This window comes from Shewanella livingstonensis (genome assembly GCF_003855395.1).
In the GTDB taxonomy this organism is placed as follows: Bacteria; Pseudomonadota; Gammaproteobacteria; order Enterobacterales; family Shewanellaceae; genus Shewanella; species Shewanella livingstonensis.
This window is the reverse complement of record NZ_CP034015.1, coordinates 3,314,343-3,328,215: the sequence shown is the minus strand read 5'-3', so window position 1 is coordinate 3,328,215 and position 13,873 is coordinate 3,314,343. Positions and strand designations below refer to the sequence as shown.

The 13,873-nt window shown below is 43.3% G+C and carries 6 protein-coding genes; 5 read left to right on the top strand and 1 reads right to left on the bottom strand.

All coding sequences use genetic code 11. The features are described 5' to 3' along the window. The first annotated feature begins 532 nt into the window (after positions 1–532). On the top strand, positions 533–1,423 hold the full coding sequence (gene galU / locus EGC82_RS14365) for a UTP--glucose-1-phosphate uridylyltransferase GalU (protein WP_124731367.1): 891 nt from the start codon (positions 533–535) through the stop codon (positions 1,421–1,423). 767 nt (positions 1,424–2,190) lie between these two features. On the opposite strand, the gene mnmC1 is transcribed toward galU, so the two are convergent. Further along, positions 2,191–4,284 (bottom strand): FAD-dependent 5-carboxymethylaminomethyl-2-thiouridine(34) oxidoreductase MnmC1, encoded by a 2,094-nt coding sequence (mnmC1, locus tag EGC82_RS14360; RefSeq protein WP_244212472.1) that lies wholly within the window; start codon positions 4,282–4,284, stop codon positions 2,191–2,193. 132 nt (positions 4,285–4,416) lie between these two features. Here mnmC1 and fabB point away from each other — a divergent pair, with 132 nt between their 5' ends. The 4 genes from fabB (at position 4,417) to EGC82_RS14340 (ending at position 13,832) form a co-directional block, all read left to right on the top strand. After that, positions 4,417–5,631 (top strand): beta-ketoacyl-ACP synthase I, encoded by a 1,215-nt coding sequence (fabB, locus tag EGC82_RS14355; RefSeq protein WP_164839224.1) that lies wholly within the window; start codon positions 4,417–4,419, stop codon positions 5,629–5,631. A 1,188-nt stretch (positions 5,632–6,819) separates the two neighbouring features. Then, positions 6,820–7,956 (top strand): 4-phosphoerythronate dehydrogenase, encoded by a 1,137-nt coding sequence (locus EGC82_RS14350; protein ID WP_124731366.1) that lies wholly within the window; start codon positions 6,820–6,822, stop codon positions 7,954–7,956. Between the two features lie 180 nt (positions 7,957–8,136). After that, positions 8,137–9,153 carry an aspartate-semialdehyde dehydrogenase gene (locus EGC82_RS14345; protein ID WP_124731365.1) on the top strand — a complete coding sequence of 339 codons (1,017 nt, stop codon included), beginning with the start codon at positions 8,137–8,139 and terminating at the stop codon, positions 9,151–9,153. A 290-nt stretch (positions 9,154–9,443) separates the two neighbouring features. Next, complete coding sequence (locus EGC82_RS14340) at positions 9,444–13,832, top strand: FimV/HubP family polar landmark protein (RefSeq protein ID WP_124731364.1); 4,389 nt, start codon at positions 9,444–9,446, stop codon at positions 13,830–13,832. Positions 13,833–13,873 lie beyond the last annotated feature (41 nt).

Below are 13,873 nucleotides of genomic sequence, written 5' to 3'. Positions count from 1 at the left end.
GATGCGCCACTCGCTCGTCATCCCTGAGATCTGTTATCAGGGATCCAGGTGTTTCTTTATCTCCTTTGCGCGTCATCCTCGAATGCTTTAATCGGGGATCCAGGTGTTTCTTTTGACCTTGTTTAAAAACGTAAAAGCTAACACCTGGATTCCGGCTCAAAAGCATTGCCGGAACGACGTAGTAGTGGGCGTCATCTGAATACGAATGTGAAAACGACGCTGTAGTGAGTATTTCTGTACGACGTCGTGGTTGTTTTTTGGATGCGCCACTCGCTCGTCATCCCTGAGATCTGTTATCAGGGATCCAGGTGTTTCTTTATCTCCTTTGCGCGTCATCCTCGAATGCTTTAATCGGGGATCCAGGTGTTTCTTTTGACCTTGTGTAAAAACGTAAAAGCCAACACCTGGATTCCGGCTCAAAAGCATTGCGGGAACGACGTAGTACAGGGCGGTTCTTGTCATTTATTCTTTTTATCTTTTACCTTTTACCTTTTTATTTTTTGATATTAGCTCACGCTAAATAAGGATGTTTATGAAAGTTGTTATACCCGTTGCTGGTTTGGGCACTCGTATGTTGCCTGCAACTAAGGCTATTCCAAAAGAGATGTTACCTTTAGTAGATAAGCCACTCATTCAGTATATTGTCGACGAATGTGTAAGTGCCGGTATTAAAGAAATCGTTTTGGTAACTCATGCCAGTAAGAATGCCATTGAAAACCACTTTGATAAGTCTTATGAGCTTGAATCGACCTTAGAGAAACGTGTTAAGCGCCAGTTATTGCATGAAGTACAGGCTATTTGCCCTAAAAACGTCACCATTATGCATGTGCGTCAAGGTGAAGCCAAAGGGCTAGGGCATGCTATTTTATGTGCCAAACCGTGTATAGGTGATAACCCGTTTGCGGTTGTATTACCTGACGTAATTTTAGATTCGTATTCTGCTGATCAACGCACCGAAAATTTAGCTTCTATGTTAATTCGTTACCGCGAATCTAATGTCAGCCAAATTATGGTAGCACCAGTACCAGATGATCAAGTCAATAAATACGGCATTGCAGATTGTGGTGGCGAAACCATAAATCCTGGTGACTCGACTAAAATATTCAAGATGGTCGAAAAACCTGAAGTGGGTCAAGCGCCGTCTAACTTAGCTGTTGTTGGCCGTTATGTGTTGTCTGAAAAGATTTGGGACTTGCTCGCGAAAACCTTACCCGGCGCAGGCGATGAAATTCAGTTAACTGATGCCATTGATATGTTGATTGAGTCTGACTCAGTCGAAGCCTTCAACATGACCGGTAAGTCACACGATTGTGGTGATAAGCTCGGCTACATGAAAGCGTTTGTTGAATATGGTTTACGTGATCCCAAACTTGGTGGCGACTTTAAGAAAGAGCTTGCTGGTTTATTAGAAGAATACAGATAACCAAGTCTGTAATTTATTTAAAGATAAGCTTTGCTTCACACGCTCGTCATCCCTGAGATCCTTTATCAGGAATCCCGGTGTTGCTTGTCATTTCGTCATCCTCGAGTGCTTGTATCGGGGATCCAGGTGTTTCTTTTGATTTTTATCTCGAATATGAAAAGCCAACACCTGGATTCCGGCTCAAAAGCGTTGCCGGAACGACGTAGTAGTGGACGTCATCTGAATACGAATGGGTAAAAGATGGAGCTAACACCTGGATTCCGGCTCAAAAGCGTTGCCGGAACGACGTAGTAGTGGACGTCATCTGAATACGAATGGGTAAAAGATGGAGCTAACACCTGGATTCCGGCTCAAAAGCGTTGCCGGAACGACGTAGTAGTGGACGTCATCTGAATACGAATGGGTAAAAGATGGAGCTAACACCTGGATTCCGGCTCAAAAGCGTTGCCGGAACGACGTAGTAGTGGACGTCATCTGAATACGAATGGGTAAAATATGGAGCTAACACCTGGATTTCGGCTCAAAAGCGTTGCCGGAACGACGTAGTAGTGGACGTCATCTGAATACGAATGGGTAAATGATGTCGTTTCGCTTCACCCGCCCGTCATCCCTGAGTGCTTGTATCAGGGATCCAGGTGTTTCTTTTGACTTTTTTTTGAATATTAAAAATCAACACCTGGATTCCGGCTCAATAGCATTGCCGGAACGACGGAGTAGTGGGTGTTGCTTTTCTTTTGTGTGCTACTGAATTTTCCTTTTTTTAAAAGCTACATCAATGCTTTTCCCTTTAACAGTTTGCGCAGCCACATTCTATTGGGGCTGAGCAGAGCTTGTAACTCTAGGCTAAGTGGTGACAGCTCGCCGCAGAGATTTGCTGCTAAGCATTCGGCTACCAGTGGGCCTGAGCTTAATCCACGTGAACCTAGTCCACCTAACACATATAAGCCGTCATAAATCGGTGCTGGTGTTGTTTGCCAGTATCGTTGCCATAGACTGGGTTTGTCTTTAGATTGTTGTTGCACGGCATAGCGACTAAATAATGCTTCAATATCAGGTACGCAGCCCATTACTGGGAAATGATCGCGACTGACCATCCTTACGCCAACTCTGGCATCGTTGTTTGAAACATCAATGTTGTGAGGCCAGTTTGAATTGGGAAAGCTTTGTTGCATTTTAAGGCTGTTTTCATGCTGCTCTAACGGGCAAAAATCTAAGTGCTTAGGATCTTTTACATAACTGGCGCCGATACAATGTAGTTGATTATGTTGTGGCGTGAGATAACCATTTGCGCAGATGACTGTGCTCAGTTGTGCCAGCTCACCTTGTGGTGGTACATGGCTAACTTGACCTCTAAAACCGGTGATTTGCAGGTCTTTTGTTTGTTTATAACGAGTAAGCTGCGATCCAGAGGCGATGACAACTTGATCGTGTGTTGCTATAAGAGTGTTATTTTCGCCACTAAACAGTTGCCAGCCAGATGAGTGTGGTTCAAGTGAGCTAATGTCGCTATTATAGATAACGCGAACGTTAGCTAATGTTTGTGCTTTGGTAATACTGGCTTGTGCGAATTCAAACGGGCAAGCCCAGCCTCCGAGTGGATAATAAAAGCCCGATTTATCGATATCGACGCTAGCCAGTTGTGTGGCTTGAGTTGAATTTACCCTAACAGCAATTTCAGTTGGCCATGCTTGACCATCAATGATTTTATCTAGTCTTGTTTGGCTACGTTGATCGAAACCTGTATGTAATACACCACACCAGTCATGTCCTATGGCATATCCATTATCAACCAATGCCTGAATTCTGCGTCGACTGTATAGAAATGCTTGCTGAAAAAATTGACTTAGCGAGTTATTCTCGGGCGTAAGCAAAGGGTAAATAGCGCCTTGTTTATTGCCTGAGGCCCCTTGGCCTAATGTGTCATCTTTGCAATAAATAATCACATCTTTTCCGCGCTCAGCCAAAGATAATGCAAGACTTGCAGAAGCAATGCCGCCACCTATAATAGCGATAGGGCTGCGGTTATTAGTCTGTAAAGAGGGTAATGGATTATAAGCGAACTGTTGGCGTGTTTGTTGTCTTAGTGCATGTCGTTCTGCGATAGCTATGTCATCATTTGTAGGGGATTGTGTGGTGGACAAAAACCCGCAAAGTGTTAATGACTTCTTGATGGTTGCAGCAATATCATTATCATTTATGTTAGCCGCTAAAAATGTTGCATTATCAACACTTATTCGCCCATATTGCCAAATTAAATGCTGATTAAAATAATGATCCGAATGAATCATTTGGTTCGTATGGGGTAGGGCAAACCAATGTGTTATTCTTTGTTTATCTGGCGTGGCAATGGTTTTGGCTTGCGCTAGTGGCAAACCTTGATATAGATCAATAATAACTTGATTTTCAAGTAGACCTAGCCGTTGGCAACCTTCGATGGCCGCTATTTCACCATTGAGTAATGCTTGAGCCACACCGAATAAATGATGCTCTGAATCAAGTAGACCTTGTTGTTGCCATTTTTGTTCAAGTCGCTTACGGTTTACTGGAGTGTGCTCAAATACACTGATATGAATTTGAGTTTGCTGATGTTTTAAAAGGTGTTGCTGGTTAGCCAGTTGTAAGGCTGCCAATAGCAACATTATTTCGTGGCCATCGCCAAAACCTAATTGACCTAGGGTGAGTAAACGCGGTCGAGTATTTTTGACTACTGTTTTATCGTCACCGCTTTGCAATACTGTGGCGATATACTGCTTAACAATGTGGATATATCGGCTATTTTGATTGACGTTGTTACCCAATAATTCACAAATATGCAACTCATGTAAATTCGGGGATGCAGATAATAAAGTTGTTTTATTCAAAATATTTTACTCAGGGCCGATAACTTGGCATTATTTTACCTGTGTTTATGGAAAGCTGACCACTTAATTGCTTCAAAGCAGCTATGATTGCCGCAATTAAGTACCGACATGTACCAAATGGATAGCATAAAAATGAAAAGAGTCGTGATCACCGGAATGGGTGTTGTTTCAAGTATCGGTAATAACAAGCAAGAAGTGACCGAGTCGCTGAAAGCAGGTCGTAGCGGTATTACTCACTCGGCGCAATTTGAAGAAATGCAATTACGCAGTAGAGTTTGGGGGGATATTAAAATGAACCCTGCTGAACATATCGATCGTAAGGCATTGCGCTTTATGGGCGATGCTGCTGCATATGCTTATATTGCGATGCAAGAAGCGATTACTGACGCCAATTTAACAGAAGAGCAATATTCTAACTTCCGTGTCGGTTTGATTGCCGGTACGGGGGGCGCATCATCGAAAAACCAAGTTCAGGCTGCTGATACGCTGCGTGAAAAAGGTGTTAAACGTGTTGGACCTTATATAGTGCCACGTATTATGGCCAGCACAGCAAGTGCTTGCTTGGCGACACCATTTAAAATTAAAGGTACTAGCTATTCAATTAGTTCAGCTTGTGCCACTTCGGCCCATTGTATTGGCCATGCCGTTGAACTTATCCAGATGGGTAAGCAAGATATGGTTTTTGCTGGCGGTGCTGAAGAAGTTGATTGGACTTTAACCATGGGCTTCGATGCTATGGGTGCCTTATCAACTAAATACAATGATACCCCTGAAAAAGCGTCTCGAACTTACGATGCTGACCGCGATGGCTTTGTTATTTCTGGCGGTGGCGGGATTGTTGTTGTTGAAGAATTAGAGCATGCGTTAGCGCGTGGTGCGAAGATTTATGCCGAAATTATTGGCTATGGTGCAACATCTGATGGTTATGACATGGTTGCTCCGTCTGGTGAAGGTGCAGTGCGTTGTATGCAGATGGCTTTGGCCGATGTAGATACGCCAGTTGATTATATCAACACTCATGGTACTTCTACACCAGTAGGTGACATGCGTGAACTTGAAGCATTACGTGAAGTGTTTGGTGAAAATATGCCTGCCATCGCGTCTACTAAATCACTAACAGGCCATGCTTTAGGTGCTGCCGGTGTTCATGAAGCGATTTACAGCATGATTATGATGGAAGACAGCTTTATTGCACCAAGCATTAACATTGATAACCTCGATGAAAAAGCCACTGGCATGCCAGTGGTTCGTGAAATGCGCAAAGCTGAATTAAACACCATCATGAGCAATAGCTTTGGTTTTGGTGGCACTAATGCAACATTAGTGATGCGTAAGTACAAAGCATAATATGCACTAGCAGCCTCGTCTGCTAAGCATTTAAGAAAGCCAGCATTGGAAACAACGCTGGCTTTTTTGTTTTTTGTTTTTCGTTTACGTCATTCCTTTAATGTGATTACTCCGATATTTCTGCAATACCCATAACTCCGTCATTCTTTTAATATTCACTACTCCGTCATTTGTTCATTCGTCTCCAGTTGACGCCCACTACTACGTCGTTCCGGCAATGCTGTTTAGCCGGAATCCAGGTGTTGGTTTTCCGCTTTTACACAAGGTCAACAGCAACACCTGGATCCCTGATACAAGCACTCAGGGATGACGTGCGATGGGGCATTCAAATAGCGCCCACTACTACGTCGTGTGCTCATTCGTATTCAGTTTACGCCCACTACTACGTCGTGTGCTCATTCGTATTCAGATGATGCCCACTACTCTGTCATTTGCTCATTCGTATTCAGATGATGCCCACTACTACGTCGTGTGCTCATTCGTATTCAGATGATGCCCACTACTACGTCGTTCCGGCAATGCTGTTTAGCCGGAATCCAGGTGTTGGTTTTACGTTTTTACACAAGGTCAACAGCAACACCTGGATCCCTGATACAAGCACTCAGGGATGACGTGCGATGGGGCATTCAAATAGCGCCCACTACTACGTCATTTGCTCATTCGTATTCAGTTTACGCCTACTCCTACGTCGTTCCGGCAATGATTTTAAGCCGGAATCCAGGTGTTGGCTTTCCGCTTTTACACAAGGTCAACAGCAACACCTGGATCCCTGATACAAGCACTCAGGGATGACGAGCGGGTGGGGCATTCAAATAGCGCCCACTACTACGTCGTGTGCTCATTCGTATTCAGATGATGCCCACTACTACGTCGTTCCGGCAATGCTGTTTAGCCGGAATCCAGGTGTTGGGTTTCCGCTTTTACACAAGGTCAACAGCAACACCTGGATCCCTGATACAAGCACTCAGGGATGACGTGCGATGGGGAAACACCTGGATCCCTGATACAAGCACTCAGGGGTGACGAACTGTGGGGCAACACCTAGTACCTAGCATCTAGTACCTCAAGTCTGTAAGCGAAGCGTTCAAGCCTGACGGTTTTTCTCGTCCAATTTATGGCTTTGGTATAAGATACTGGCCATAAAAATGCGATGTGAAGTCGTTAAATTCGCTGACAATAAGATACCCGATGAAAATAATTGCTGATGAAAACATGCCTTATGTTGATGCCCTGTTTGGTGACTTAGGCGAAATTGAATATGTAAATGGTCGAACATTGAGCCCTGAACAGGTCAATGATGCTGATGTATTGCTGGTACGTTCGGTGACTAAAGTCAATGCTGGGCTAATTGCCCATGCGCACAAGCTTAAATTTGTCGGTAGTGCGACGATTGGTACCGATCATGTCGATGTTGATTACCTTGCTTCGCGCAATATTTATTTTACCAATGCGCCAGGGTGTAATGCGACTGCGGTTGGCGAGTATGCGTTTATAGCGATGTTGGAGTTAGCTCAGCGTTTTGGTGAGTCATTAGCAGGTAAAGTGGTGGGTATTGTTGGTGCGGGTAATACCGGCACTGCTGCGGCTAAGTGTTTGCAAGCCTATGGACTTAACGTGTTGTTGTGCGACCCAATTAAAGCGCAGCAAGGCGATAAACGTGAGTTTGTGTCACTCGATACCATTATTGAGCAGGCCGATATCATTAGTTTGCATGTGCCTATTACCAAAGATGGTGAGCATAAAACCTGGTATTTGTTTGATGAAGCGCGACTAAACCAGTTAAAACCCAATACCTGGCTATTAAATTGTTGTCGAGGCGAGGTGATTGATAACCGTGCTTTGATTCGATTTAAGCAGCAACGTGATGATGTAAAATTGGTACTTGATGTGTGGGAAGGAGAACCTAAGCCAATGGCAGAGTTAGTCGCCTTGACAGAGTTTGCTACACCGCATATTGCTGGTTACAGCCTGGAAGGCAAGGCTCGTGGTACGTTTATACTGTATCAAAAGTGGTGTGAATTAGTTGGTTTAGCGGTTGATAAATCATTAACCAGTTTGTTACCAGCATTTCAGTTTAACCAAATTGTTAGCCAAAGTGATTTAACTGAAAGCCAATTGCTGAAATTGTCACGCTTAGTTTATGATCTACGCGATGATGATGTTACCTTTAGAGGCTGTTGTTCAACCGCAGCAGGGTTTGATTTGATGCGTAAAAATCATACTTACCGCAGGGAATATAGCGCTATCTCGTTAGCTCCATCGGTAGACTATTTGTCTGATGATGTGATTAACCCATCGATGCTTCATGCTTTAGGCTTTAATTAATCACGTTAAGTGAATATGGCCGATAGATTGCCATATAGCGGCTAAAAAACAGTATTTTTAACCAGTTGAGAAAAAATCACTTCAAAGTCGGCTTTTTTAGTACATTAACCCTAGTAAAGCACAAGTAAATTAGGGTAGATTGAATATTCAAACTGGAAAATATGGAGTCGGGCGTTAATTATGTCTCAGGAATTTAATGTAGTCGTTTTAGGTGCATCGGGCGCAGTGGGTCAAACTATGATTGAGATCCTCGAGCAGCGTAATTTCCCGGTTGCTAAGTTGTTTCCATTAGCGAGCAGTCGCAGTGCTGGCGAAACGGTCAGTTTTCACGGTAAACAAGTTGAAATTCTTGACGTAGAAACGTTTGATTGGACCCAAGCACAAATTGGCTTCTTTTCTGCTGGTGGCGATGTGTCTGCTAAATGGGCGCCGATTGCGGGTGAAGCCGGTTGTGTGGTTATCGATAACACCTCACATTTTCGTTATGATGTAGACGTGCCATTGGTAATACCTGAAGTTAACCCAGAAGCCATTGCTGATTTTCGTAATCGCAACATTATCGCTAACCCTAATTGTTCAACCATCCAAATGTTAGTGGCACTTAAGCCTATTTATGATGCATTTGGTATTTCACGTATTAACGTGGCAACCTATCAGTCAGTGTCGGGAACCGGTAAAAAGGCGATTGATGAATTAGCGGGTCAAAGTGCTAAGTTATTGCAAGGGTTACCGTCTGAACCGACTGTTTACCCAAAGCAAATTGCCTTTAACGTATTGCCTCAAATCGATGTGTTTATGGAAAATGGCTACACCAAAGAAGAAATGAAAATGGTGTGGGAAACGCAGAAAATATTTGGTGATGACGAAATTGTTGTTAATCCAACAGCTGTGCGTGTGCCTGTTTTTTATGGTCATTCTGAAGCTATCCATATTGAAACTCGTCAACCTGTTGATGCAGAAGATGTTAAAGCTGTTTTACGTAATGCACCAGGCGTAGAATTGTTTGACGATGATAGTGAATATCCAACCGCGGTAACTGAAGCCGCAGGTAATGATCCTGTTTATGTTGGTCGCGTTCGTAAAGATATTTCACACTCTCACGGTATAAATTTATGGGTTACAGCCGATAATATTCGTAAGGGTGCAGCTTTAAACAGCGTACAAATTGCCGAGATTTTGATTAGAGATTACTATTAATTACGCTTTAACAATGTGTAATGACTTAATCAACACCTCGATTTAGTTTAAAAAGCCTGCAATGCGCAGGCTTTTTCCGTTTTACTGAGCCCAATAGTAGCAGGTGCGGTGAATCTAGTTTATAGTCGTAAACATATCATTTTTAACATCAATAGCATTGAAAATGCCTGCAAAATTGGCTCTCGATTGATGTGACTAGATACAGTTAACGACCATAATACTAACGATAAAAATTGCCTAAAGCCTGTTGCCAAGCCGGTAACTCAATAGCGCTAAAAGGGAAGGATGGGATGACTTTGCGTACTTCATATATTGTGGGTTTGATTGCCTGCACAGCCGTTGGCTTAACCAGTGTACAAATTATTGAGTCTGCTCATGCAGAAACGCTCAAAATTACTGGACCCAATGGCGAGGTTAAACAACAAGCGAAACGCCAATATGGTCCGACGACATCAAGAGATACGTTTTGGAGTATTGCGCAAAAAGTCAGACCCAGTGATAAGGTCAGTGTTTATCAAGTGATGGCCGCCTTGTATGACGCTAATCCACATGCTTTTAGCGGTAATAATTACAATACTTTAGAGCGAGGGATGATATTACTGGTTCCTTCCGCTGATGTGATGGCCGCCATTCCTAATAGTGTTGCTAAACGCCGAGCCGAGCAAGATGATCGCCGTGTGAATAGACAAACTCAACCTCGTCCAGTTGTTAAGCCGATTCAACCTCCTATAGTCGATACCCCAAAAAAGCCTACTGCAGCAAAACCACTGCAAATAGCTCCACAAACTCCTGCTATAGCGGTACAAACCAAAGCTATTAAAGAGGCCAATGCGGTTGTAGTGAGTGATCTTAACAACACGTTAGATGAAGCTAATGCAAAAACATTAATGCTTACCGATGAGTTGGCCCGCTCACAAGATGAATTAATGATCAGCAATAATGACAATCAAACGTTGAAAAACAAGATTGAACAAATGTCATTAAACATCTCATCGCTTGAAGAAGATTTACAGCTATTGCAAGAAAAGTACGATGCCCTAAGTTTAGAAAATAAAAAACTGCTAGATCAAACTGAAAATATTGAACCCGTTGTAGAAGAGCCTGCAGACTTTTGGCGCAGTTTAATGGATAACACCATTTTATTGATCCTAGCAGCATCGATTCCTCTTTTAGCCATATTTGGACTTATTTTCTGGTTGTTAAGTCGCCGTAGTAAAAAAGCTCAACAGTCTGAAGCAGAAACAGAAACTAAAGCTGAAAAAGCGCTCGATCCTGCAACAGACAGCGATGACTCTGACGATATGGTGATCCATTTAGATTCGGATAATGAAGAGTCAATTGATGATTTATTAGATTTAGATAGCGTTGATTTACAGCCTGAAATCCAGATGAGTGGTGATGCCGAGATGGACATGGCATCAGATATGTTTATTGGCGAACAAGAAGCAGAAGACGAAGAAGGCACCTCATTAGATGATTTATGGGCAGAGGCCATGGACGAGCAAGACTCTGATCTTGAACCTCTTGAGGATGACGATGATCTCGATAGTCTCCTTGCTGGATTAGATGATGAACCTGCAGCAACCCTGCGTTCTGTTGCCCCAGAGGATGATTTAGATAGCTTGTTGGCGGGGTTAGATTCTGACGACGTTAAAGATGACATTGATGCCCTAGATACCGCAGCAGAAGATGATATTGATTCATTATTGGCTGAATTTGATATGCCGGCAGAGTCAAGTGTTGTGGCTGCTGCAGCGGTTAAATCGAGTAAAACCAGTGCGGATGATGATATTGACTCGCTATTAGCCGAATTTGATATGCCCGCAGAGTCGGACGATGCTGATGTCGCTGTTGCGGCCAAAACGAATAGCCCAGGCTCAGCAGACTCTAGCGCGGAAGACGATATTGACTCGCTATTAGCCGAATTTGATATGCCCGCAGAGTCGGACGATGCTGATGTCGCTGTTGCGGCCAAAACGAATAGCCCAGGCTCAGCAGACTCTAGCGCGGAAGACGATATTGACTCGCTATTAGCCGAATTTGATATGCCCGCAGAGTCGGACGATGCTGATGTCGCGGTTGCGGCTAAAACGAATAGTCCAGGCTCAGCAGACTCTAGCGCGGATGATGATATTGACTCGCTATTAGCCGAGTTTGATATGCCTGCAGAGCCTGAGCCGGATGTTACAGAAGCGGTTAAAGCCGATGACTCAGATGCTGATGACTTAAGCGCTGCAGACTCAAATGTTGCAGACTCAAATGCTACAGATAGTGCGGATGATGATATTGACTCGCTATTAGCCGAGTTTGATATGCCTGCAGAGTCGGACGATGCTGATGTCGCTGTTGCGGCCAAAACGAATAGCCCAGGCTCAGCAGACTCTAGCGCGGAAGACGATATTGACTCGCTATTAGCCGAATTTGATATGCCCGCAGAGTCGGACGATGCTGATGTCGCTGTTGCGGCTAAAACGAATAGCCCAGGCTCAGCAGACTCTAGCGCGGAAGATGATATTGATTCATTATTAGCCGAGTTCGATATGCCTGCAGAGTCGGACGATGCTGATGTCGTAGAACCGGTCAAAGTAGAAGGCTTAAATGCTACAGATAGTGCGGAAGATGATATTGACTCGCTATTAGCCGAGTTTGATATGCCCGCTGAGCCTGAGCCGGATGTTACAGAAGCGGTTAAAGCCGATGACTTAGATGCTGATAACTTAAGTGCTGCAGACTCAAATGCTACAGATAGTGCGGAAGATGATATTGACTCGCTATTAGCCGAGTTTGATATGCCTGCAGAGCCTGAGCCGGATGTTACAGAAGCGGTTAAAGCCGATGACTCAGATGCTGATGACTTAAGTGCTGCAGACTCAAATGCTACAGATAATGCGGAAGATGATATTGACTCGCTATTAGCCGAGTTTGATATGCCTGCAGAGCCTGAGCCGGATGATGTCGCTGAGCCTGTTAAAGCAGATAGCGCACAAGATGAGTTAGTCGAATCTGAACACTCAAATGCAGAATTTGATATTGATACTTTATTATCAGAATCACCGGCCGAATCAGATCCTGTAGATCGTGATGTTGATCAACGCTCTGCAAGTGATGAAGATTTAGATGAACTTCTAGCAGGCTTATCTGCGAGCAAAGATGATAGTTCACTAGAGAGTGTAGAAGACAGTGCAGAAGAAACCGAACTAGAGCCACCAAGCGGCAACGTTGTTGATAATGATGACGATATCACTGCGTTAATTGCTGCTGAGTTACAAGATGATATCAATGAAAATAGTCAGGATGAAGAGTCTAGTAACGATGATATTGATGCTTTATTAGCTAGCTTAAATGAGCCTGTTATTGATTCAGCTTTAGCTGATAATGATGAATTAACAAAAGATGATCAGCAACGCTCTGAAAGTGATGATTTGGCTGCGCAAATTGCTGCCGAATTAAGTGATGAAGATGTCGCAGACTCTATTGATGATGAAACAAGTGATGATGACATTGATGCATTGTTAGCTAGTTTTAACGAACCTGTGGTTGAGCATGATACAAACGCTGCAGATAAAGCTGCAGTGCAAGCACAAATAGCCGCTGAGTTAGATGACGATTCGTCTACTGAAGAGTCAATATCTGAAGATGATGAGTCACTTGATGATGACATTAATGCTTTATTAGCAAGCTTTAAAGACGATGAAACCGCATCGACAACTGATGCTCAACAGACTCAGTCTGACGATTTTAAACTTGATGGTTCTGAGATTGATGATAACGAATTATTCGATGAGTTTGACGAATATCTTACTGATATCGATTTAGGCAAAGTTGATGATGACGATGTTGAAGCAGGCAGTGAAGATGAAGATAACAGTTGGTTTGATGCTGAATTAGAGGCTGCGTTAGCGTCAACGAGTGCTACTGATATCGATACATCTGTTACATCAACAGCCAGCTCAAAAACCGCAATTGAGAGTGATGATGGTCTTGACGCCTTGTTGGCGCAAATGGATGATGAAGAGACGGCTTCGTCTACAGTACAACAGAAAGCCAATAAAGATTCAGGCTTCTTTAATGACTTAAAATCCAGCAAACCTAAGCCTGAACTTTTAGATTGGGAAAGCGATTTACTTAAAGCTGCCGAGTCTGCCGCTGACGAGAAAGAAGTCGATGAACCAGAGATAAGTGATGATGACTTATTAGCCGCCTTTTCGCAGTCATTAAAAGATGATGACAACGATGATGATTACACTTCTGAAGACGATTATATTCTTAGCGATGACAATTTAACGGTCGATGAAGCGTTGGCGGCACTTGATCAAAAAGAACGTAGTCAATCGAAAGAGTATAAAGCGAGTGATGATGATTTAATCCGTTTTGAACGTGAAAACGGTTATATCGATATCGATAAATTGCTAAACGATGCTGATGAAGATGACAATAAAACTGATCAGTATAAAGACGTTAATGTAGATATGAGCGCTGCAAACTCGTTAATGGGCAATCCGGACATGATTGATGTTGATGACGAGGAAAACTCGGTTAACGCCAAACTCGATTTAGCCAGGGCGTATATTGAAATTGAAGATCAAGACAGTGCGCGTGCATTGTTAAAAGAAGTGCAAATGGACGGCAATGAACGCCAACAATCAGAAGCCAAAAATTTACTTAAAAGTATCAATTAACCAGGTCAATTAGTGTAGTTAATTAGTTCTGGCGATGGATG